Below are 22,832 nucleotides of genomic sequence, written 5' to 3'. Positions count from 1 at the left end.
CTATAAAAATACCCCACAATAAAAATAGAACTGCTGCAGGATGCACAATGCTGATTATTCCCGCCGAGAGAAAGCTGGACTGGCGAGACCCACCTCTTATCACCCTACTACTGATCATTATCAACTGCGTTGTCTTTTTTGGTTACCAACTCAAAGACCAATCGATCTACCCTGAGCTAATGGAAACCTATGAGAAGATGCCTCATTCAGAGACAGAGAAGACTCTATATTCTGAATACCTTAGTCAGAATAAGCCTGAAGACTGGGCCAGAATCCCCCTGGACAGCGAAGACGCAAATATGATCCTCACCATGCAGTTGATGCATGATATGGAGTTTGAAGAACACCTGAGAACACAGCCCGAGCTCACAGGCAGCCAGTGGAAAGACGACAGAGAGTCGTTTGAACAGCTTCGAAATCAGCTGAGCTATATAGACTTCGGCTTTAACCCTGCTCAACCTTCATTGATCGATGCCTTTGTATCCATGTTTCTCCACGGCGACTTTGGCCACCTGCTGGGCAATATGATTTTTCTTTTTATTTTCGGCTTTGCCCTAGAAGCTGTTATGGGCCGACTCGCCTACCTTGCCACCTATCTAGCAACCGGTTTTGCAGCCACCGGTCTTTACTGGGCCATGCAATGGGGCGAACAAGGTTTTGGAGTAGGAGCATCAGGCGCTATCGCTGGCCTAATGGGCGCTTACCTGGGCGCCTACCAGGTTCGTAGAATTCAGTTTTTCTATTGGATTGGCCCTTACTTCAACTTCATGAAAGCACCGGCATTAATTATCTTCCCATTCTGGCTGGGAAAAGAAGTCATTGGACAAGTATTTGGCAACACTAACATCAATTACTGGGCCCACATGGGAGGACTCATCAGCGGCGTCATCATTACTCTAGCTGCACGCCCCTGGTTAAATCTGGTTGAAACAAAGCTGGAGGAAAATACAAAAACGAAAACCTTTGACCCTATTATGGCGATTGATGATTTAATCAATCAGCTACAGCATGACAAAGCGATGCAACTGGCCGAAAAACTGAACCAGGATCACCCGGGTAATCCTGATATTCTGGAAAGACTCTACTCACTGAAAAAGAGAAACCGCAATAAAAGCTTCCATCAGCTGGTATTATCAATTATCAAACTACCCAGAACAGAGGCAAACAACGCTCTTATCGCCTCAATAACGCCTTCATACTGCGAGTCACCCACACTGCTTAAAAACGGGAAACTCAGCGCTTTCTGGATCAATCGGTTAATTAAGTCCAGCTATTATTCAGAGGCCTACCAAGTCATTCAGACAGCCTTTGCAATCACAGACGACAAAGAGAACCTGATACCCTGTATTGATGAACTGGCCAGCCACTATCGCGGCAAGAATGACCAGCGCTATCAGAATCTGATCAAGCTTCTGTCGTCGCTGACAACGACTCAATAACCTTCCTGTACTCCCAGGCTTCTTTAGCAATACGGTGGTCAGGAAATTTCTGAATAATGAACTCCAGATACTTATTGGCCTGCTCATCATTATTCATGTTTTCACTGAGCAACCTGGCGATCAGCATATAGGCTTCTGGAAGCTGCTGATAATCTGGAAACAGTTTATGAAGATTAAACAGCAATCCTACAGCCTCCCTGACTTTTCCTTTTTGGGCCAATGCTTCAGCCAGGCGATACCGCTCACCCGGAACCGGTGACAAATAGGATTTCATCCTCCCCTTCATATCCAGATAAACATCTGCAGCTTCATGATCTCGGCGTAGAATCAGTAGACGCTGAATGTATTTTTCACCAAACTTAATCAAAGCCTGATCTGGCGCCGAGAGCAGTAATAGCCTAAAAAAGCGCTTATTCAGTTGAATATCTGAACGGTCACGCTCCAAAGCCTGCTTGGTAATCTTCAAAGCCTCTTCTTCGCGACCTTCACGCATGAATATCAAACCGTCAGACAGCGCTTTTTTACTCTGATACTCTTCTTCCGAAATGCCTTCTTCGCTCTCCATTTCTGCCGCATAACCCAGCTCAGACTGATACTGATACAGGCAATACCCCATCATGGCGCACATCACAAAGGAGAAGTACCCTCCCAACAACGACGAGGCCGCAGCAAATAGAGACGAAACCTCTTCCTGACCACCTATAAAATAACCCGGCCCACCATAGAGAACGATTAGAAAAAAATAGAGCAGCAGGTAAGGCCAGCCAATGGCTGAAACAACAAAAGCAATCTTGATAGGATTAACTGCCGCAGTCAGAGTATGTTCTCTGGCAAGAATCATCATGGAAGCAGGCAAGCCCAACAGCATTAAAGCCACAGCACCTAAAACAACGAACACGCCCAGTGAACTCAAGAAATACAAAGCCAGTCCCGCCACCAGGAAAACCCCCATCTGCTTGAAAAACAGACTCATACCTTCACTGGAAAAAGCTTCTGATAAATTGGGCGGCTCCCAATCCCCCAAACTGACTGACTCAATGATCTGTAATGAGTATTTAGTCAAAACACACATCAACAGAATACTTAAAGGCAGTATGAAAGGACCGGTATAAGGCATCACAAAACCAATCAGTATACAGACGGCCAGAAAGGCCATACTGGAGATCCTGACAGGATATAAAAAGAAATCGTTAATCTTCAGCCAGAATGGCTCGGCAGAGTGAGCCGCCCCAAGATAAATCATCTCATGATTACAGAGCGTGCAAAGCGGCTGGTCATAACCTTCTGGCACCACTGGAACACAACACTCACCATAATGCTTCTGACAACTTCCACAATGCCATACCGCCGGATTACTCTTGTGATACTGGCAATTGACCGCCTCAGCCATCCCATACACCTTGTCATTTTATTATTCTTGGACTGCCAGTGTTTTTTAAATAAATTTTGCAAACATCAAATACTTAACTGGCTTCAAACCGTTGAAAAAGCTTTTGTATTCTACCTCTTTCCCACTAAAAACAGCCACGCTCAGTTGTCTTAAGACATAAAAAAACAGGAGCCAATGGCTCCTGTTTTTTTATAAAGCTATACGTTCAGAATCAGCTCTGCTGTTCTCTCGCACGCTCTACTTCTTTCATGCTCAGCTTGATACGACCACGGGAGTCAATATCCAGAACAACAACATCAACCGTCTGACCAACCTTCAGGTAATCTGTCACATTCTCAACCCGCTCATTAGCGATCTGGGAAATATGCACAAGACCATCTTTTCCTGGCAGAACACTGACGAAGGCACCGAAATCAAGAATACGGGTCACTTCACCGGTGTAAATTTTACCAATTTCAGCTTCGGCAGTAATGCCGTGCACCATATCGAAAGCAGCTTGAGCTTTTTCACTGTTTTCAGCAAAGATCTGAACCATACCACTGTCGTCGATATCAACAGAAGCACCGGTTTTATCGCAGATACCGCGAATAGTAGAACCGCCCTTACCAATAACGTCACGAATCTTGTCTGGATCAATTTTCAGTGACATGGTCATAGGTGCATTCGGATTCAGTTCTGTACGAGCTGTACCGATTACTTTGTTCATTTCACCCAGGATGTGCAAACGAGCTTCCATGGCTTGCTCAAGAGCAATTTCCATGATTTCCTCAGTGATACCGGCAATCTTGATATCCATCTGCAGAGCAGTGATACCTTCAGAAGTACCCGCGACTTTAAAGTCCATATCACCCAAGTGATCTTCGTCACCCAGAATGTCAGTCAGAACGGCGAACTTCTCACCTTCTTTAACCAGACCCATTGCAATACCAGCAACCGGCGCCTTCAGTGGCACACCTGCGTCCATCAGTGCCAGAGAAGAACCACAGACAGAAGCCATGGAGCTGGAACCATTGGATTCAGTAATTTCGGAAACAACACGAACAGTGTACGGAAACTCTTCCAGTGTAGGCAGAACAGCCTGAACACCACGACGAGCCAGACGACCATGACCGATTTCACGACGACCTGGCGCACCCATACGACCACACTCACCTACAGAGTAGGAAGGGAAGTTGTAGTGCAGCATGAAGGGATCTTTGATTTCACCTTCGAGGTTATCTACGATCTGAGCATCACGGGTTGTACCCAGAGTTGCAGCAACAATGGCCTGAGTTTCACCACGGGTAAACAAAGCAGAACCATGAGTCTTCTGCAGAACACCCACCTCAACATCAATACCACGAACAGTCTTGGTATCACGACCATCGATACGAGGCATACCATTAATGATATTGCCACGAACAACATTTTTTTCGAGCTTACTGAACGACTTCTCAACATCCGAAGTGTCAAAAGCACTGCCTTCACCTGCCAGAGATTCCAGCATTTCCTGACGCAGTGTATTGATTGCAGCCTGACGATCCTGCTTGATGGTGATCTGATACGCTTCACGCATCTTACCTTCAAAAGCCGCAACCTGTTCTTTCAGCTGCACATTTTCAGCGGGCGCTTCCCAATCCCAACGAGGCTTGGCAACTTCTGCAGCCAATTCCTGAACCGCCTGAATGACTGACTGATACTCCTGATGAGCAAACAGTACTGCACCCAGCATTTCATCTTCGGTCAGCTCTTTAGCTTCTGACTCAACCATCAGTACAGCGTCGCTGGTACCAGCTACAACCATATCCAGCTCAGAACCCTTCAGCACTTCATAGCTTGGGTTTATCAGGTAGCCTTCTTCTTCAGTGAAACCTACACGAGCGGCACCGATCGGCCCGTCAAATGGAACACCTGAAATAGCCAGAGCCGCTGAAGTAGCAACCATAGCAACAATATCAGGATCATTTTGCTTGTCGGTAGACATGACAGTACAGACAACCTGCACTTCATTCATGAAACCTTTTGGAAACAGTGGGCGGATTGGACGATCAATCAAACGAGAAGTCAGAGTTTCTTTTTCGCTTGGGCGCGACTCACGCTTCAGGAAGCCACCAGGAATCTTACCAGCAGCGTAAGTTTTTTCCTGATAATGCACAGAGAGAGGGAAGAAATCTTGACCTTCTTTGGCCTGCTTGGCACCTACTACGGCTGCCAGAACAGCGATATCACCCATCTTAGCCAGGACAGCACCTGAAGCTTGACGAGCAATACGGCCGGTTTCCAGAGTTACGGTCTGGCCACCAAACTGAAATGTTTTAATTACCGGATTCACAACGTTTTCCTATTAAGTGTGAATAAAGAAATACAGTACCCGGTCATAGCGGTGTGACAGATGCAATTCTAAACCTTCTGGATAATGTACAGACTCTGCCTACCCAGACAGACTTGGAATTGCACCCCCTACTGACAACCGGAGTGCTGATGCATCAATTCAGAATGAGCTGTCCTCATTCTTTGAAACCATAAAACATTGCTGCATTTATGGTTTTTTTAACCACAAGAAAAGTGAAGACTTCATTATACACTTTATCCTGAGAATAATTTCCTTCCCAAGGACGACAAAATCATTTTCTTCTCTCACGGCCGCCGGCGGCAAAAAAACTCAAGACATCAACAGCAATGATGTTTCATGAGTTCTCAGTTTTCTCACCACCAATAATGCAAAACACCGCCTGCCTCACAAAGGAAGCCGGCGGTGCTTTGTTGCACAGAAACACATTTATTGGGCTCAAGGCTACTCAATGCATTTCTGCACAACCCTGAGTTGAACATTGCGGTACAACCCAAAGTATGCTCCTGCGTCTAAATCTATAACGCTATAGACATCAGCGACGCAGACCCAGGCGCTCGATCAGAGAGCGATAGCGCTCAACGTCTTTGCCTTTCAGGTAGGTCAGCATGCTACGACGCTGGTTTACCATACGAATCAGACCACGACGGGAGTGGTGATCCTTATGGTTCGCCTTGAAGTGACCCTGCAAACCTTCGATGTTTGCAGTCAGCAGCGCAACCTGTACTTCAGGGCTACCACTGTCGCCTTCAGTGCGACCAAAATCCTTGATGATTTCCGCTTTCTTTTCAGCAGTCAAAGCCATTGCTTTATACTCCAGATAATATGCATTAAAAACAGGCACGACCGTGCATATTTACAGCCAGCCTTTACGTCTGACAGCAGCAACTGTCAACCAAGTGGCGCATTCTAACACCAACTTCAAGATGGAAGCCAGTCTGTTAAAACCCCACGAAGCAGAGCCCAATAACCCCACCTTAATCAATTTCCAGAATTGATTAATCGCTTAGGTGCCACCAGGCCATCTTCATCAATTTCACCAATCCCAAGGAATCGAAGCACTTTCTGCCCCTCAACCTGCCCCTCAACCTGCTCCTGACCGTAGATACGAACACTACCACTGGTTGGAGCCTGAGGTACCTGAACCGGCTGCCCCTGACTGATGTAATAACTGCTTGTAGCGCCCAGACGAATCTGAGGCCAGTCACTCACAGAAGTATCCAGTGGCAGCAGCAGGTCATCCAGCGCCTTGTGCCCACCACTATCACGAATTTCTTCGAGCTCTTCCAGCGTATGAGACTGATGTTCCGTATACGGACCCGCTTTGACTCTATGAAGCTCAGCAACATGACCAAGACACCCCAGAGCCGCACCAATATCTTCAGCCAAAGTGCGAATGTAGGTACCTTTGGAACAATCCACTTCAAGAATCAGCCGGTCACCTTCGAAATCAAGCAGTTCAAGGCGATAAATAGTGATTCGACGCGACGGCCTCTCAACAACAATCCCCTGACGTGCCAGCTTATAAAGTGGCTCACCATTGTGCTTCAGAGCGGAATACATGCTGGGAACCTGATCAACTTCTCCACGAAAACGATCAAGTATGGCTTCAACATCCGAACGGGTTACATTAACCGGGCGCTGTTCAACAATTTCGCCTTCCCGGTCACCCGTTTCAGTCTGGATACCCAGCTTTACTTCCGTTCTGTAGGATTTGTCGGACTCAAGCAAATACTGTGAAAACTTCGTCGCCTCACCCAGACAAACAGGCAAAACACCGGTTGCCAGCGGATCAAGACTCCCGGTATGACCAGCCTTGGCTGCGCCATAAAGCCGCTTGACGCGTTGCAGAACATCGTTGGAACTGCCGCCCTTAGGCTTATTCACAACAATAATACCGTCAACCTTGCGGCCACGGTTACGCCTGCGCTTGGACATCAATTACTCCTCAGACTAGGAGTCTGACCAAGAATAGACAGATCGCTATCCTTAGTCAGACTCCTGATGATCACTGTCACCAGAACGAGCTTTTGCAATCAGCTCACTCAAATACGCACCACGTCGCAGACTGTTGTCATAACGGAAACGCAACTGCGGAATAGTACGCAATTTGATGGAACGGGCTAGCTGGCTGCGCAGAAATCCGGCAGCACTCTGCATCACCTCAAGATTCTCATCAACATTTTCCTGGTCATCAACACCCAGGAAAGAAACAAACACGTCGGCAAATGCCAAGTCGCGGGAAACCTCTACTGCGCTGACGGTCACCATACCTAAACGGGGATCTTTCATCTCCAGCTGAATCAGCTGAGCCAGTTCTTTCTGAATCTGGTCCGCAACTCGCTGGGTTCGACTGTATTCTTTAGCCATTGGGGATTAAATCCTGCAAGGCAGTCAAAAATACTGCCTTTCATTCGGGAACGCCAGGTGCTCTCCCAAATAACCTATCACCCCTATTCAGAGATAAGGTCTGGTCCAGCATTCACATACTGCCCACGCATCTGGCATCCTGCTGATATGAGAAAGCCCGCAGTCTCAGCTGCGGGCTTTTATGTTTAGGAACCGACTGAGCTTGATCAGATCGGCCGTGCCTCATTAAAGGGTACGCTTGACTTCAACAGTCTTGTACACTTCGATCTTGTCGCCTGGCTTAACGTCGTTGTAGGACTTCACCGCGATACCACATTCCATACCTTCGCGAACATCCTGCATGTCATCCTTGAAGCGACGCAGGGATTCCAGCTCACCTTCAAAGATAACCACGTTGTCACGCAGTACACGGATACGATCGTTACGGTAAACAGTACCTTCAACCACCATACAACCAGCCACCGCACCAAACTTCGGTGAACGGAAGACATCACGAACTTCTGCAGTACCTACGATCTGTTCGCGGGTATCAGAGCCCAGCATACCGTTCAGCGCTTTCTTCACATCTTCAATGATGTCGTAGATAACACTGTAGTAGCGCAGATCCAGCTCTTCTGTCTCAATAACCTTACGGGCAGAAGCATCTGCACGCACGTTAAAGCCGACAATCACTGCATTGGAAGCCAACGCCAGGTTCGCGTCAGTCTCAGTGATACCACCGACACCACCGGAAATAACCTTAACCTGAACTTCGTCGTTACCCTGCTCTTCCAGAGAGGTAGTCAAAGCTTCAAGAGAACCACGCACGTCTGCTTTCAGAACAATATTGAGCGTCTTCTTCTCTTCGGTACCCATGCTGGAGAAGATATTTTCCAGCTTGGAAGCCTGCTGACGAGCCAGCTTAACTTCACGGTACTTACCTTGACGGAACAGTGCGATTTCACGAGCTTTACGCTCATCCTTAACCACAATCAGTTCGTCACCTGCATCCGGAGTACCATCCAGACCCAGAATCTCAACAGGAATAGAAGGACCGGCATTCTTAATCGCCTTACCATTCTCGTCCAGCATCGCACGAACACGACCGTACTGCTGACCTACCAGGATATTATCACCCTGCTGCAGATCACCAGACTGAACCAGAACCGTAGCTACTGGACCACGTCCTTTATCAAGACGAGATTCAACAACAACACCCTTACCAGGACCTTCATCAGGTGCTGACAATTCCAGAACTTCCGCCTGAAGAACAACGGCTTCCAGCAGGTCGTCGATGCCTTCACCGGTCAGTGCAGAAACATGCATGAACTGAGTATCACCACCCCAGTCTTCAGGAATAACACCGTGTGCAGACAATTCATTCTTCACACGATCAGGGTCGGCACCCTCTTTATCCATCTTGTTAACTGCAACAACCAGAGGTACACCTGCAGCCTTAGCATGCTGAACAGCTTCTTCAGTCTGCGGCATAACACCATCATCCGCAGCAACAACCAGAATAACAATATCGGTTGCCTTGGCACCACGAGCACGCATAGCAGTAAACGCTGCGTGTCCAGGAGTATCAAGGAAAGAAACCATACCGCGTGGCGTATCCACATGGTAAGCACCAATGTGCTGGGTAATACCACCGGCTTCACCGGCCTGCACACGACTCTTACGAATGTAGTCCAGCAGAGAGGTCTTACCGTGGTCAACGTGACCCATTACAGTCACAACCGGCGCACGAGGCTTACCTTCAAACTCAACAACTTCGCCTTCCTGACTTTCAGTCAGAGAGTCTTCAATGCTGTCAGCTTTGGCCAACTTGAAGGTATGGCCCATCTCTTCCACAACAATGGAAGCGGTGTCCTGATCAATCACCTGGTTGATGGTCACCATGGAGCCCATCTTGAACATCACCTTGATGACGTCAGCAGCTTTGATGGCCATCTTCTGAGCCAGCTCAGCAACAGTGATCGTCTCAGGAATGGACACTTCACGAATCACAGGCGCTGTTGGCTTGGTAAAGCCGTGAGCTGCCATAGATTCTGGCGTGATAGTGCGAGCTGCCTTACGGCCGCCTCCACGACGGTCATCCCTGCGACCAGTGTTACGTCCGCCACGTTTCTCACCACGACGACCACGCTCTTCACGAGGCTCATCACGACGATCTTTAGCCTTACGGCTGCGGCCTCGCTTTTCACCTTCTGGAGCAGGAATAGGTGCTGCAGTCGGGTCAAAGTTAGGTGCCGACGGACCATCACGACGTGGTGGACGATCTCCATCACGACGAGGCTGCTGTGGACGATCTCCGTCACGACGCGGTGGACGATCTCCATCACGACGCTGCTGAGGACGGTCACCCTCACGACGAGGCTGTTGTGGACGATCTCCGTCACGACGTGGTGGACGATCTCCATCACGACGCTGCTGCGGACGATCGCCATCACGGCGAGGCTGCTGAGGGCGATCCCCGTCACGGCGAGGCGGACGATCTCCATCACGACGCTGCTGTGGACGATCGCCATCACGACGAGAGTCACTGCGTGCTTGTCTTTCTTCCGGCTTTTGATCTTCAGCCTTTTCGTTCTTGACGTAGGTACGCTTTTTACGAACTTCTACGTTAACAACTTTTTTCTTGCCAGCGCCACCGCCGCCAGATACTTTCATCTGACTGACAGTTTTACGCTTGAGAGTGATCTTGGTAGGCTCAGCCGTACCTGTGTGATCACCATGAACGCCTTTAAGGTGAGCCAGCAACTGCTTCTTTTCTGCATCCGATACAGCTTCTGAAGCTTTGGTCTGCTTCAGGCCAGCATCCTGCATCTGCTGCAGCAACCTTTCGACCGGAGCGCCGACCACCTTCGCGAGTTGTTCTACGGTTACTTCTGCCATTAACACTTCTCCTCTCAGTGGCCCGCTCAGTTACCAGCTTCCTCGAACCAGGGAGCACGCGCCGTCATAATCAATTCACCCGCACGCGTCTCGTCCATACCTTCGATAACAAGAAGGTCGTCTATGGACTGCTCCGCCAGATCTTCCATAGTAATGACACCCCGGCTGGCCAGCTCCAGTGCCAACTCCTCATCCATACCGTCCATAGTCAGGAGGTCTTCAGCTGGCTGTGCGCCATCTAACTTTTCTTCTCGAGCAATGGCCTGGGTCAGCAGCTTGTCTTTCGCACGAGTGCGAAGCTGTTCCACGATCTCTTCATCCATGCCTTCAATCGCCACCATCTCTTCCAGAGGGACATAGGCAATTTCTTCAACAGTGGTGAATCCTTCGTCGACCAGCAACTGCGCCAGTTCTTCATCGATATCGAGCAGATCAATAAAACTCTGTTTAAACTTGTCCGCTTCCTTTTCTTGCTTGGCAGCGGCTTCAGATTCTGTCATGACGTTCAATTTCCAGCCTGTCAATTCACTGGCTAGTCGAACGTTCTGACCACTACGACCAATGGCCTGGGCCAGATTATCTTCGCTGACAGCGATATCCATGGTTCCGGAATCTTCGTCAACGATGATGGAGGCAACCTCTGCAGGCTGCATGGCATTGATCACATATTGCACAGAATTTTCGTCGTACAGAACAATGTCGATACGCTCATTACCCAGCTCGCCGGATACTGCCTGTACACGAGCACCACGCATTCCTACGCAGGCACCCACTGGATCAATGCGGCCGTCGTTTGTTTTAACGGCAATTTTTGCTCTGGAGCCTGGATCACGGGCAGCAGCCTTTATCTCCAGAACTTCTTCAGCAATTTCTGGCACTTCAATGCGGAACAATTCAATCAGCATTTCAGGCACAGTTCGGGACAGCATCAACTGAGGCCCACGACCTTCCGTGGAAATCTCATTCAGCAGAGCTCGAACATGACTTCCCATACGGAAGTTTTCACGAGGCAGCGCGCTGTCTTTGCGCATTACTGCTTCTGCATTATTGCCCAGATCAACAATAATACTGTCGCGAGTCGTTTTCTTTACGGTTCCGTTAACCAGGTCGCCCAGCTTGTCACGATACTGCTCAACCATTTGAGCTCGTTCTGCTTCGCGCACTTTCTGAACAATGACCTGCTTAGCAGTCTGAGCAGCAATCCGTCCAAATGCGACAGATTCAACCTGCTCTTCCCAGACACCACCAATTTCCAGGGACTCATCCTTTTCTTTACCCTCATCCAGAGTAAAGTGCATGCCCGGAAACTCGAAGTCTTCGTCCGCAACCACGGCCCAACGACGGAAGGTATCGTATTCACCACTACTGCGGTCAATCGCTACCCGAATATCCACTTCTGTTTCGTAACGCTTTTTAGTCGCTGTCGCCAGTGCAATCTCCATAGCTTCGAAGATTACTTCGGGTGGAACGCCCTTCTCGTTGGAAACGGACTCAACGACCAACAGAATTTCTTTACTCATGCTCTGCCTCGCCTATGCTGAACCAGTCCATGCCTTTGCCAACACTTCCCTGGCCGTTAACCGGGAAGGCCCTTGCCTGTAATCAACTTTTGTGTTGCAGACAATGGCTAACAACCCGGCCTGAACCTTGTACTCACTCTTTTTCTGGTCATTGCCAGTTGTGAGCCTGAAGTTAGTCGAATCTCGGTATCACCTGAGCCTTGTCTATGCTCTCAATGGGAAGAAGCAGCTCATGGTCATCTACGATTAATACCACGTCCTGGTCTTCTACCCCTTTAACAATACCCTTGTACCTGCGGCGTCCCTCAAAAGGGATCCTCAAACGCACATTAACTTCTGCTCCTGCCCATGCGACATACTGCTCAAGCGAAAACAGCTGCCTGTCCACACCGGGCGAAGAAACTTCAAGGGTATACTCTTCCGTGATGGGATCTTCCACATCGAGAACCCCACTAATCTGGCGACTGACGACTTCACAGTCTTCCAGTTGAATACCCTTGTCTTTTTCAAGAGTATCGATATAAATGCGAAGCATTGAGTTCTTGCCCTGGGATTTAAACTCAATCCCCCAAAGCTGATAGCCAAGGGATTCAATCACGGGCCTGATCAATGCTTCCAGCTGCGACTGCTTACCTGCCACGTTGGAAACACCTGTCTGCAAAAACAAAAAAAGGGCTTAAAAGCCCTGTCTCTTCTATGCACCCAGTTTTCCAGCTGGACGCAACTAAGGAGCCTGCCGAAGACACGCTATCGAGCATGAATTCAACAAACTCCTAGAATCTCATCAAGGCTAACATTTCAAGCCCTGAGAAAGACTCTGACGCACCTAATAAAAAACCCCATAATGGGGTTTAATCATTTGGTAGCGGGGGCCAGATTCGAACTGACGACCTTCGGGTTATGAGCCCGACGAGCTACCAGGCTGCTCCACCCCGCATCAAACCTATTCCAGTATACTGCCAGCTAAGAACTTGCATCACAAGCCATAACTGTAGATACGTCTTTTAATCCTTACAACAATATACCAGATACTTCTCTTCCATTTACTAAAAAAGTTAATGGTAATTTGGTGCCCAGAGCGGGACTTGAACCCGCACGGCCGTTAGGCCACCGCCCCCTCAAGACGGCGTGTCTACCAATTCCACCACCTGGGCAAACATCATCACTGCATCCTGCTTTAAGCTAAGCCCTACTGGGCTGGAGGCAGAGACGATTCTTTATTCTGCTCGTCACTTTCGACGGGTTGCGATTCTATCACAGGAGCATCGCTCTCGACACTCTTTTCTGACGCTGTTTCCGGAGCAATCGGCGCGTCTCCGGCCGGAACTGATTCCTCAACAACAATCGCTGGTACACCCGCGTCACCGACGCTATCTGCCTTTTGCCTGGCTACCATAGCCAACGCAAAACTGGTCACAAAAAACACTGCTGCCAGAATCGCTGTCGTGCGACTCATGAACGAGCCAGTACCCTGACTACCAAACACTGTTTGTGACGCACCGGTTCCAAAACTGGCACCAGTCTCTGCACCCTTACCTTGCTGCAACAAAATCAAACCGATTACGGCAGCAGAGGCAAGAACATGAACAATAAGAATTATGGTTTCCATCACTATCCCGCAGCGTGACAGATCGCCTGGAACTCTTCAGCAATCAATGAGGCTCCCCCCACAAGACCGCCGTCAACATCAGGCAAAGCAATCAGGTCGGCAGCGTTAGCTGCTTTCATGCTACCACCGTACAGAATACGAGTTCTGTCAGCCATAGCCTGATCATGCTTTGCCAGCAAACCGCGAATCACAGCGTGTACTTCCTGCGCCTGTTCCGGCGTTGCAGTTAGCCCAGTTCCAATAGCCCATACAGGCTCATAAGCGATCACAAAGTTTGCCAGACGCTCCGGACCAGCAGTCCGCAGCACAGCCTCAACCTGAGCCGTCACCACATTCATGGTGTCGCCAGCTTCTCGCTCTTCCAGAGTTTCACCTACACAAAGAATAGGTACCAACTTCTGATCAGTCAGAGCACAGAATTTCGCAGCAACCTCCTCATCACTCTCGTTAAACAGAGAGCGACGCTCAGAATGACCAATGACCACGTATTCAATTCCGAGATCTTTAGCCATCAGAGGCGAAACCTCGCCAGTATATGCACCGGAAGTTTTGTCAGAAACATTCTGCAAACCAACCTTAATAGCACTACCAGCCAACTGCTCACAAATGCTTTGAGCGTAAACCGAAGGAGGACAAACCAGCACTTCAGCTTTAGTATTAAGGCCCGAAACAAGCTCATCCAGCAATTTACGATTCTCTTTGAGAGATCCGTTCATCTTCCAATTACCGGCAACAAGTGGCTGACGCATACTGCTCACCTCAACATTCGCGAGGTCGGCATACTAACCCAGGTGCCGTTATTATACAACCGTACGGGGCTCTGTTGCTGCCAATTTTCAACCACCTGTTAAAAATCAACAAATTCATGATCAATCAAGCACGTAGACAAGTATTCAAGTACACCCTCAGCCATAACAATAACGACCACCCCAACACTTTTACAACCCATCTGGCACAGCAAAAAGACAGAAAAAGCGGGCCACGCCCGCCTCACTCAAGCAGCCCGGGAATACCCCTTACTCACGCCTCGCCATTGCATAAATAACAACACCGATACAACAGCAACCCCGACAAAACCAAAGCCAGCAGGATTGAAAAGCAATATAGGCAAGCTGATAAACGCTACCCCCCTCTCCAGCAGAGATAACCGCTTGATCAGATACCCTTCTATAGCAACAGCCATGGCAATAATAATGGCTACAGTCTGAACAACGGCTATAGCCAACCCTGCAAAGTCACCTTCCGTATTTATTAATCCCGTATAAGCCATCATGACAGGAATCAGAAACAACCCCGCTGCCAGTTTAAAAGCTTCAACTGACGATTTCATGGGACTGGCATTAGCAACACCCGCACCTGCAAATGCAGCCAGCGCAATAGGCGGCGTGACGTTTGAAGTCTGAGACAACCAGAAAACAATCAGATGGGACGTCAATAATGGCAGCCCAAAATCACCCAGCAGAGGCACCGCCATCACCGCAAGTACAATATAAGCAGCCGTGACCGGCAACCCCATTCCCAGCACCAGCGCCACAAGACTGATCATAATCAGAGCAGTAAACAGATAACCTCCTGAGAGCGCCACAACAAACTGAGTAAATTGCAAACCAATGCCAGTCTGACCAACCACACCCACGATAATCCCCGCCGCTGCACAAGCCACTGAGATAGGCAAGGCCAGCAGCGCACCGGATTTAAGACCTTCAATAATCTTTCTGACACCTACACGACTATGACTTCTTATTGCAGCCGTTAGCAAAATAGCGGCGCAACCTGCCACGCCCACTAACAGCGGTGAATACCCCATCATCAGCAGTGCAGTAATTAATATCAGCGGAATCAGAAAATGAGCCCCCTGCTTCATAACACTCCAGACCGCTTCAGTTCGGCTGACTGTTGGCAACTCCAACTTGCATGCCATGATGTGCACATATAACAGGGTACAAAAGAAGTAGAGTATGGCGGGCGCAATAGAAGCAATCATAATGTCGCTGTAAGGCACACCGGTAAACTGAGCCATAACGAAGGCACCCGCCCCCATTATTGGCGGCATAATCTGCCCCCCCCGTCGATGCAGCCGCTTCAATCCCTGCTGCTTGCTCAGGCTTATAACCCAGCTTTTTCATCATTGGTATAGTAATGGAACCTGTGGTCACCGTATTGGCAATGGCCGAACCAGAGATAGAGCCCAGTCCCGCCGATGCAATCACAGCCGCCTTTGCAGGCCCTCCCCGATATTTACCGGCAATAGCAAAGGCCAGATCGATAAAAAACTTACCCGCACCGGTCACTTCAAGGAATGCACCAAAGAGTACAAAGATAAACACTGTGGTCGCGGCAATCCCCAAGGCAGAACCAAACACACCATTGCTGGAGAAAACCTGAAACTGAACCAACTCCTGAATACTGTAACTCTTGGTAGCCAACGCCCCTGGCAACAGATCACCAAAACCACTATAAGCCAGAAACAACAGAGCAATCAGCACCATCACCCAACCTACTGCCCGACGACAAGCCTCCAGCATCAGCCCCACATAGACGACACCAGCATAAAGATCATAATCAGAAAGACCATAGAGAAGGTAATTAATATCGTTGTAGTCAAAATTAATAATTCGGAAGCCCGCTACAACGGTTGCGACAGCGAGCATCAGATCGAACAATTTGACAGGTGCAAAAAAACGACTTTCTTCGTTTTTCAGAAGAGGATAATGAAGGAATATCAGCACCATGACCCAGGCCAGATGCACTGGCCTGAAATAGGTGGCAGAAATTGTCGAGGTAATCCCTTGCCAGATCTGAAACACTGACAGGAGAACTGCACAGACGAGGACCAGGTAGCCCAGCGTTTTAATTGCGACTTTATTCATTCATGCCACCCGCAAACTCAGTTAATTGAGTTCAGGTATTTTTCAGCACCCGGATGCAACGGCACACCCGACAGACGACTGGCATTAGCCTTGGTCGTTGCTTCAACGACTTTAACCACCTTACGAACATCACCCATGTTTTCAAATGCAGCTTTGGTCAAATTAAACGCCATATCGTCAGACATATCTGCACGCACAACCAGAACATTCCAAATACTCAACGTATCAACCTGACCTACGCCGTTATAGACATCCCCCGGAATTGTGTAGCTGCTATAGGCTGGATTCTCAGCAATAAACTTCGAACGATCCTTTTCTGAGACAGGCAGAACACGAACTTTGTGCGTAAGAGCCACCTGAGTCACAGCACCCACTCCCTGACCACCCACAATAAAGCCGGCATCAACCTGACCATTTGCGAGAGCATTGGTTGTTTCTGAGTAATTTAAATAAACAGCGCGAATGTCTTTTTTGGGATCAATTCCAATACTTTTCAGGAGCGCAGCTGATGTCACAGCAGTACCCGAACCCGGAGCCCCCAGAGAAACCCTTTTACCCTTTAGGTCAGCAAGCTGAGTGATACCTGAATTCTGAAGCGTCAGGGCATGCACCAGGTTCGGATACAGTGCAAAAAGCACCTTTACCGGCATTTCACCCGGAAACTGACCTGCCCCCTCATAAGCATCCAGCACAACATTCCCCATCGCGATGCCAGCAAGCATATCGCCACGAACCACTTTAATAGTATTTTCAACAGAGGCCGCTGTAACCTCTGCTTTAACATTAACCCCTTCAACCTTATCGGACCAAACCTTTGCCAGAGCCCCTCCTAATGGATAATAAATACCACTCTGACCACCCGTACCAATGGAATAATTCTGTGCAAAGGAGAGCGCAGGCAGGATCAACGCAAAGAATGCAGCGACAAGACGCATAATGATTCCCCTAAAAAAGTTTTTTTATATTTTTTATCGCAAACACATTCCACCACCCAAGGTGATAAAAACGATTCATGTATTCACGACTGTTTCTGTCGAACGACAGTTGTCAGGCCTCAGCGTGATTTATATCACTAATTTGACACGCCGGTTTCGGATTCTACCTAAGGGGAACAATTTAGAGAAGCAAGAGATTACTCCAAGCTGACATAGCTCAATAATGAATGTCTGCAGTACTGAACAGACTGACTGGAAATCATCCAGCCAGTCTATAGAAGTGATAATCAGGACATTTCCTGCTCAACTACCTTTGCCAGCCTCTCAGTATGAGCACGCACTTCTTCGGCATTCTCACCCTCTACCATGACACGAATCACAGGTTCAGTACCCGAAGCTCTCAGCAATACACGACCTCGCCCAGCCAGCTCTGCTTCAGACTGCTGAACCGCTGCAACAATACCCGGCACATTATCAGTATCTTTTTTCTCTTTAACCCGGACATTGATCATGGTCTGAGGATACTTACTCATCCCACCACGAAGCTCAGACAGCTTTTTACCTGAGCGAACCATAGCTTTAAGCACTTGCAGTGCTGAAACAATACCATCCCCTGTGGTAGAGACATCCCTGCAAATAATGTGCCCCGATGACTCACCACCAATCTGCCAGTCATTCTTCAGCAGCAACTCGTTCACATAACGATCACCGACCTTGGCACGAGCAAAAGGGATATCTTGAGCTTCCAGAGCTTTCTCCATCCCCAGATTAGTCATCAGAGTACCGACAACCCCCCCCTTCAACTCACTATGCTGACGACGATCCAACGCGATAACAAACAGCAACTCATCGCCATCAACAATTTCACCCTTGTCGTCCACCATGATGACGCGATCGCCATCACCATCGAAGGCAATGCCCAGATCCGCACCACGATCTTTGACGATCTCAGCCAGCTTATCAGGCTGGGTAGAACCACAACCTTCATTGATATTCAGACCATCCGGCGTGATTCCAATGGAGTGAACATCAGCGCCCAGCTCTCTGAAAACAGCAGGACCCACCTGATAGGTAGCACCGTGACCAGCATCAATCACAATACTCATGCCACGCAAATCGAGATGATGAGCCGTACTGGCTTTGCAGTATTCAATATAACGACCGGAAGCATCATCCAATCGAGTCACCTTGCCCAACTCATCGGAGTTAACGACTTCAATCTCACCTTCCATCAGAGCTTCGATTTTAGCCTCAACATCGTCCGACAACTTGGTACCATTACCTGCAAAGAACTTAATACCGTTGTCGTAAAAAGGGTTATGAGACGCACTGATAACAATACCGGCCTGACCATTAAAAGTGCGAGTCAGATAAGCAATGGCAGGTGTTGGCATAGGACCAGTGAGGCATACATCTATTCCTGCGGCTGACAAGCCCGCCTCAAGAGCAGACTCAAACATATAGCCAGAGATACGGGTATCCTTGCCAATGACTACCTTACCTTCACCTTCTGCCGCCAGAACTTTTCCGGCAGCCCAGCCCAGCTTGAGCACGAAATCCGGTGTAATCGGAAACTCACCCACCTTGCCACGAATACCATCGGTGCCGAAAAATTTGCGACTCATAAACTAACCCTTATTCATTAACCTGATGCCTGAATCAGCAGTCAGACAGCACTCTCAAACCAAAAGACAAAAAGGAGCGACAGGTGAAGACAGATGATGTTCAACCTACTCACAATAGAGCGGCAGAACAGAAAAAATACTGAAGATATGCCATAAATTATTACATGACTGTCATAAAGACTTAATAGAAATGATTGTCTTACAAATGACAAAGAAAGGAATCAACTTCTTTGCTCCCCTCAAAACCCGATCTGGCTGAGCTGCCGAAGCTCAACTCCCCCTCCTTCGACAAACTCAGGGTGAACGGCACCCGAGAACAAATCAGCTTCAAGCTCTGCGAACAGCGTCCACCATTCGAACCGCATCGACGGTTTCAGCCACATCATGCACCCGAATAATTTGAGCACCCGCCTGCGCTGCCATAACAGCAACAGCCAGACTGGCATTTAGACGTTCTTCAGCAGGCTTATCGAGCACAGCTGCTATAAATGACTTTCTGGACATACCTGCCAACACAGGGAAACCCTGCGCCACAATACGGTCAAGATGCTTGAGCAACTGCAAATCATAAGTCGGTTTTTTGCCAAACATCCCGCCCCCAAAGCCCGGATCTAACACCAGTCTTTCCCTATCAATACCTGCTGCCTCACAAGCATGAACGCGCTCAAGCAAATAGTCATTCACCTCACCCGCAACATCATCATAATGAGGTTCGAAGCCAGGCTCTGGCTGATCAACTAAAGAATGCATCAAAACAACAGGAAGATCCGTTGCCGCAGCCGCCTCTAAAGCGCCCTTTCGCTTGAGAGCACGCACATCATTAATCATACCCGCTCCAGCCCCGGCCCCCTCTGCAATAACAAGCGCAGAGCTTGTATCCAGCGAAATCACCTGATCAAAATTTTTATTGAGCGCCTCAACAACAGGAACAACTCTTTCAAGCTCCTGTTCACACGTAACAGCACCGCTCGCCCCCGGACGAGTAGACTCACCCCCTACATCCAGAATATCGACACCATCAGCTACCATCTGCTCGGCTACCTTCAGCACCCGATCCAGACTCTGATAACGACTGCCTTCAAAGAAAGAGTCAGGGGTAACATTAAGAATCCCCATAACGAGAGTGCGATCAAAGGTCAGCGTTTTCCCGGCACACTTCAATTTCTTCATTTTTCATATACCCAAACTACGAATACCAAATAGGGCTAATGTTTTCTTTTTCAAAACCCTAAACATCCTCCAAACTCAGGAACCGCTTAATTTCGTCAGCCAATTGCCTGGCTTCTCTTTCATTATGCTCGACGATCAAACCGTATAGCTTATTTGCGTTCATACCTTTATCTACTGTCAAATACTTCCAATACGATTTTGAAGCTTTCTTAGCTTGATCTGACTCTCGATAGGAGGGGCGCTCAACATCTGGCAGTAACACTTCTCGATTTTGAAAGATATATAATTCCAGATCCTGAACCGGAGAACAAAACATTCCTGTCTGACCTTCATATCCCCTACAAAGATCTGAGTATGTATCCCCATCGGCAATTGCCATAACCCCCCCTGGATCTGAAAACAACTGATCCAAATCATTCTTATCAACAATCATACGTAGCTGGTTTATACCACCCACACCAATCGTTTTATGCTGATAATAGGGCATTATTGAGAAATGCCTGATAACAAACTCTATAAAACCTTCTAATACAGGATCTTCCGTTAAGATATAACGCTCAAACCCTTTAAAACCGTACAGATCGGCTTTGACATACCCAAATGAACGCTGTTCCAGACTCACTTGATCATGGTGATCTTCAAGGTAGTACAACCCTCCATCATCGACAGTATTCATAAAGGCTAACGAATGGGAAACAACAATCAAGCGCGAGCCATATTGTCGTAGTAAAGGCTTTAAAGCATTGAATAACTTCACCTGCGCAGCTGCATCTAAAGCCACATCCAACTCATCGACAATAATTAGTTTCGCCTTTGATGTTACGAGCCGGAATATCTGGATCAGGAAATACTCTCCAGAGCTTAAGTGATCTTCTCGTATATAAGTAGCATCACTCTTAGGAATAAAATAATAATTCTCTTTTCCTATATGAACCATTTTCAGGTCATCAAACTTATTCCCGCCATAAACCTCATGAAGAAATGCGATTAACTCATCAGCCCTCTCATAATCTTGTGCAGCATTGCGAGCAGATATTTCCGAGTTCTGAGCTGCAATATCTGAAAAGTGCTGAAATCTTTGCCCGCTTGGAATAGGCAATTCAGCTAAAACCGCTCCTTCACCAGGTAACTCATCTTTAGTATCAATCGCACCTAGCCTACTATGATAGGTATACGAGAAGGGCGAAAAGCCATCTAGCTCAAAATAAATCTCACTGCCTTCACCTACTGTTTTATGAACGGTAGAACTTTCAAAAACCTTTGGGTTTACAATCGCATGAAATGCTTTAACCAGAGTTGTTTTCCCTACACCATTCTTTCCAGTAACAACAATCATATTCGAGTCAGGAAACTCAAAAACAACTCGTAATTCTGATACACCTTTAATCTTTCGAATTACAACAACATCAGCCATGCCACTTATCCTCCATTAGAGAACGTAAGGCATAAGCACCATATTTTCTTTGTAATTTTTCAAGATAACTCGGATCAATGGATCGGGCATAGTGCAATAAACCGAATAAAGAATGCTCTTTCCCCGCCAATGTTTCATCTACAACTCGGCCAAACCGCTCTCTATCGGTCACATAAAAGTGCAACAATGTTTCTAGCTGCCTTTTATACTTAGAATCTATTGTAACTTTCCCGCCCTGAGTCACAACAAGCCCTAAAATTTTTACTTTATTCCCTGTATGCGTGTAACGTGTTTTATCATCACTCAACCTTAACAACGGTGACACAGCAGTATTTAATAGAAGCTGGATAGTTTCAGATAAGTGTTCAAAGCCATCGAACGACTTTGCTGAGATAACAATATCATCAGAGTAGCGAGTATAGGTATAACCTCTGCCTTCACAATAACGGTGCAACTTTTGATCAAATCTTAACAAGAAAGCATTACTTAGTTGCGGCGAGGTAGGAAACCCCACTGGTAGAGATCCCTGCCATGTCATCATTTCCACCAATAGAGATATATGCTCTTTTATATCTGATATGGGCACATTACCTTCATTTCTAGTTAATATTTCTCTGACATCAACATCAGTAATATTTGAGAAGAAAGCCTTAATATCCGTCATAAAAAAATGCGAACTCCCAGCATGAGCCTCGACCGCCGTAAGAGCACTTTTACCTTTGATATATGAATGGACAACAACATCATCTCTCTCAAGATATCTCAAGATAACTTTATCGATGAATCTGAGGTACTTTTTGAGCTTAGGCGACGGATGGAAAAGATCTCGAGAGTTCGCTGAAAAAGACAGCACCTCTTGACTATGATTCATTGCACAAAAGTCATTGAAAGATTCTTTCTCGTGAAACACCGCATTAAATGCCTGTTCTAGTGTTCTTTTACTCACACAACCTCCCAACAATATGTACAGAATACATACTACCTCGCTCCCAATAAGCTACAACATATCAACATTGATATATATACAAAGTGACCTATTTCAAAAGAGGACAATGATACTTGAGGCGCCATACCCCAGACCGTTCGCAATGAGCCTGCTGAAGTGTTCGACCAGCATCCTTCGATAAACCCTGGATGAACGGAGTATATATAGGCACTAGTGCTTGACTGCACATAATAAGGGTAGATAAGAAAACCAAAAAACCAAAAGCTAGTAAAAGAGTTTTCAACCACTGACCCTCTGAAGAGGGTCGTAGAAGAAATGACATGTAGGCCACTAGGGAC

Annotated in this window: 17 protein-coding genes, 2 tRNA genes and 1 pseudogene; 1 reads left to right on the top strand and 19 read right to left on the bottom strand. The window is 47.6% G+C overall.

Going from position 1 to position 22,832, the window contains the following annotated elements:
- The first annotated feature begins 47 nt into the window (after nucleotides 1-47).
- The gene (locus tag GZ78_RS18520; protein ID WP_051786331.1) at nucleotides 48-1,439 is read left to right on the top strand and encodes a rhomboid family intramembrane serine protease; all 1,392 of its coding nucleotides are present in this window, start codon (nucleotides 48-50) and stop codon (nucleotides 1,437-1,439) included.
- Here GZ78_RS18520 and GZ78_RS18515 read toward each other — a convergent pair.
- The 19 genes and pseudogenes from GZ78_RS18515 to GZ78_RS18425 all read right to left on the bottom strand — a co-directional run bounded on the left by GZ78_RS18515 (nucleotide 1,405) and on the right by GZ78_RS18425 (nucleotide 22,494).
- Nucleotides 1,405-2,829, bottom strand: coding sequence for a tetratricopeptide repeat protein (locus GZ78_RS18515; RefSeq protein WP_152558818.1), 1,425 nt, complete (start codon nucleotides 2,827-2,829; stop codon nucleotides 1,405-1,407). The two genes, GZ78_RS18520 and GZ78_RS18515, sit on opposite strands and share 35 nt — an antisense overlap.
- Before the next feature lie 211 nt (nucleotides 2,830-3,040).
- Entirely contained in the window at nucleotides 3,041-5,140 is a 2,100-nt protein-coding gene (gene pnp / locus GZ78_RS18510; RefSeq protein WP_034839288.1) for a polyribonucleotide nucleotidyltransferase, read from the bottom strand.
- A gap of 553 nt (nucleotides 5,141-5,693) precedes the next feature.
- Nucleotides 5,694-5,963, bottom strand: coding sequence for a 30S ribosomal protein S15 (gene rpsO, locus GZ78_RS18505; protein ID WP_034839286.1), 270 nt, complete (start codon nucleotides 5,961-5,963; stop codon nucleotides 5,694-5,696).
- A 176-nt stretch (nucleotides 5,964-6,139) separates the two neighbouring features.
- Nucleotides 6,140-7,096 carry a tRNA pseudouridine(55) synthase TruB gene (truB, locus tag GZ78_RS18500; RefSeq protein WP_034839284.1) on the bottom strand — a complete coding sequence of 319 codons (957 nt, stop codon included), beginning with the start codon at nucleotides 7,094-7,096 and terminating at the stop codon, nucleotides 6,140-6,142.
- Nucleotides 7,097-7,147: 51 nt separating this feature from the next.
- Complete coding sequence (gene rbfA / locus GZ78_RS18495) at nucleotides 7,148-7,528, bottom strand: 30S ribosome-binding factor RbfA (protein ID WP_034839282.1); 381 nt, start codon at nucleotides 7,526-7,528, stop codon at nucleotides 7,148-7,150.
- A gap of 225 nt (nucleotides 7,529-7,753) precedes the next feature.
- On the bottom strand, nucleotides 7,754-10,405 hold the full coding sequence (gene infB, locus GZ78_RS18490; RefSeq protein ID WP_034839279.1) for a translation initiation factor IF-2: 2,652 nt from the start codon (nucleotides 10,403-10,405) through the stop codon (nucleotides 7,754-7,756).
- Nucleotides 10,406-10,431: 26 nt separating this feature from the next.
- Nucleotides 10,432-11,925, bottom strand: coding sequence for a transcription termination factor NusA (nusA, locus tag GZ78_RS18485; RefSeq protein ID WP_034839276.1), 1,494 nt, complete (start codon nucleotides 11,923-11,925; stop codon nucleotides 10,432-10,434).
- Between the two features lie 172 nt (nucleotides 11,926-12,097).
- A complete protein-coding gene (gene rimP / locus GZ78_RS18480; protein ID WP_034839642.1) occupies nucleotides 12,098-12,565 on the bottom strand; it encodes a ribosome maturation factor RimP in 468 nt (155 codons plus the stop codon).
- A gap of 220 nt (nucleotides 12,566-12,785) precedes the next feature.
- Nucleotides 12,786-12,862, bottom strand: a tRNA-Met gene (locus GZ78_RS18475).
- Nucleotides 12,863-12,992: 130 nt separating this feature from the next.
- A tRNA-Leu gene (locus GZ78_RS18470) sits at nucleotides 12,993-13,079 on the bottom strand.
- Nucleotides 13,080-13,114: 35 nt separating this feature from the next.
- Nucleotides 13,115-13,534, bottom strand: a complete 420-nt coding sequence (gene secG / locus GZ78_RS18465) for a preprotein translocase subunit SecG (RefSeq protein ID WP_051786330.1) — start codon at nucleotides 13,532-13,534, stop codon at nucleotides 13,115-13,117.
- Nucleotides 13,535-13,536: 2 nt separating this feature from the next.
- Nucleotides 13,537-14,283 (bottom strand): triose-phosphate isomerase, encoded by a 747-nt coding sequence (gene tpiA / locus GZ78_RS18460; protein ID WP_034839263.1) that lies wholly within the window; start codon nucleotides 14,281-14,283, stop codon nucleotides 13,537-13,539.
- A 245-nt stretch (nucleotides 14,284-14,528) separates the two neighbouring features.
- Nucleotides 14,529-15,554, bottom strand: a complete 1,026-nt coding sequence (locus tag GZ78_RS18455) for a TRAP transporter permease (RefSeq protein ID WP_269078778.1) — start codon at nucleotides 15,552-15,554, stop codon at nucleotides 14,529-14,531.
- Nucleotides 15,555-15,660: 106 nt separating this feature from the next.
- Nucleotides 15,661-16,023: pseudogene (locus tag GZ78_RS30700) on the bottom strand (TRAP transporter large permease subunit); the annotation flags it as partial.
- A 398-nt stretch (nucleotides 16,024-16,421) separates the two neighbouring features.
- A complete protein-coding gene (locus GZ78_RS18450; protein ID WP_034839261.1) occupies nucleotides 16,422-17,339 on the bottom strand; it encodes a TAXI family TRAP transporter solute-binding subunit in 918 nt (305 codons plus the stop codon).
- A gap of 287 nt (nucleotides 17,340-17,626) precedes the next feature.
- On the bottom strand, nucleotides 17,627-18,964 hold the full coding sequence (gene glmM, locus GZ78_RS18440; protein ID WP_034839258.1) for a phosphoglucosamine mutase: 1,338 nt from the start codon (nucleotides 18,962-18,964) through the stop codon (nucleotides 17,627-17,629).
- 327 nt (nucleotides 18,965-19,291) lie between these two features.
- The gene (gene folP, locus GZ78_RS18435; RefSeq protein WP_034839255.1) at nucleotides 19,292-20,134 is read right to left on the bottom strand and encodes a dihydropteroate synthase; all 843 of its coding nucleotides are present in this window, start codon (nucleotides 20,132-20,134) and stop codon (nucleotides 19,292-19,294) included.
- A 58-nt stretch (nucleotides 20,135-20,192) separates the two neighbouring features.
- A complete protein-coding gene (locus GZ78_RS18430) occupies nucleotides 20,193-21,548 on the bottom strand; it encodes an AAA family ATPase (RefSeq protein ID WP_034839253.1) in 1,356 nt (451 codons plus the stop codon).
- The gene (locus GZ78_RS18425; RefSeq protein ID WP_152558817.1) at nucleotides 21,541-22,494 is read right to left on the bottom strand and encodes a reverse transcriptase domain-containing protein; all 954 of its coding nucleotides are present in this window, start codon (nucleotides 22,492-22,494) and stop codon (nucleotides 21,541-21,543) included. The genes GZ78_RS18430 and GZ78_RS18425 overlap by 8 nt, the downstream gene beginning before the upstream one ends.
- Between the last annotated feature and the right edge of the window lie 338 nt (nucleotides 22,495-22,832).

The sequence above is a fragment of the Endozoicomonas numazuensis genome, from assembly GCF_000722635.1.
Taxonomy (GTDB): Bacteria; Pseudomonadota; Gammaproteobacteria; order Pseudomonadales; family Endozoicomonadaceae; genus Endozoicomonas_A; species Endozoicomonas_A numazuensis.
The sequence above is the reverse complement of the archived record's forward strand: the minus strand, read 5'-3'. Positions and strand labels throughout refer to the sequence as shown.

What these genes read in the sequence shown, in the direction of transcription:
- rbfA (WP_034839282.1), bottom strand. Translation starts at nt 7,528, where the DNA reads ATGGCTAAAGAATACAGTCGAACCCAGCGAGTTGCGGACCAGATTCAG.
- GZ78_RS18430 (WP_034839253.1), bottom strand. Translation starts at nt 21,548, where the DNA reads ATGGCTGATGTTGTTGTAATTCGAAAGATTAAAGGTGTATCAGAATTA.
- folP (WP_034839255.1), bottom strand. Translation starts at nt 20,134, where the DNA reads ATGAAGAAATTGAAGTGTGCCGGGAAAACGCTGACCTTTGATCGCACT.
- GZ78_RS18520 (WP_051786331.1), top strand. Translation starts at nt 48, where the DNA reads ATGCTGATTATTCCCGCCGAGAGAAAGCTGGACTGGCGAGACCCACCT.
- secG (WP_051786330.1), bottom strand. Translation starts at nt 13,534, where the DNA reads ATGGAAACCATAATTCTTATTGTTCATGTTCTTGCCTCTGCTGCCGTA.
- nusA (WP_034839276.1), bottom strand. Translation starts at nt 11,925, where the DNA reads ATGAGTAAAGAAATTCTGTTGGTCGTTGAGTCCGTTTCCAACGAGAAG.
- infB (WP_034839279.1), bottom strand. Translation starts at nt 10,405, where the DNA reads ATGGCAGAAGTAACCGTAGAACAACTCGCGAAGGTGGTCGGCGCTCCG.
- rpsO (WP_034839286.1), bottom strand. Translation starts at nt 5,963, where the DNA reads ATGGCTTTGACTGCTGAAAAGAAAGCGGAAATCATCAAGGATTTTGGT.
- glmM (WP_034839258.1), bottom strand. Translation starts at nt 18,964, where the DNA reads ATGAGTCGCAAATTTTTCGGCACCGATGGTATTCGTGGCAAGGTGGGT.
- GZ78_RS18455 (WP_269078778.1), bottom strand. Translation starts at nt 15,554, where the DNA reads ATGGCTCAGTTTACCGGTGTGCCTTACAGCGACATTATGATTGCTTCT.
- GZ78_RS18450 (WP_034839261.1), bottom strand. Translation starts at nt 17,339, where the DNA reads ATGCGTCTTGTCGCTGCATTCTTTGCGTTGATCCTGCCTGCGCTCTCC.
- GZ78_RS18515 (WP_152558818.1), bottom strand. Translation starts at nt 2,829, where the DNA reads ATGGCTGAGGCGGTCAATTGCCAGTATCACAAGAGTAATCCGGCGGTA.
- tpiA (WP_034839263.1), bottom strand. Translation starts at nt 14,283, where the DNA reads ATGCGTCAGCCACTTGTTGCCGGTAATTGGAAGATGAACGGATCTCTC.
- truB (WP_034839284.1), bottom strand. Translation starts at nt 7,096, where the DNA reads ATGTCCAAGCGCAGGCGTAACCGTGGCCGCAAGGTTGACGGTATTATT.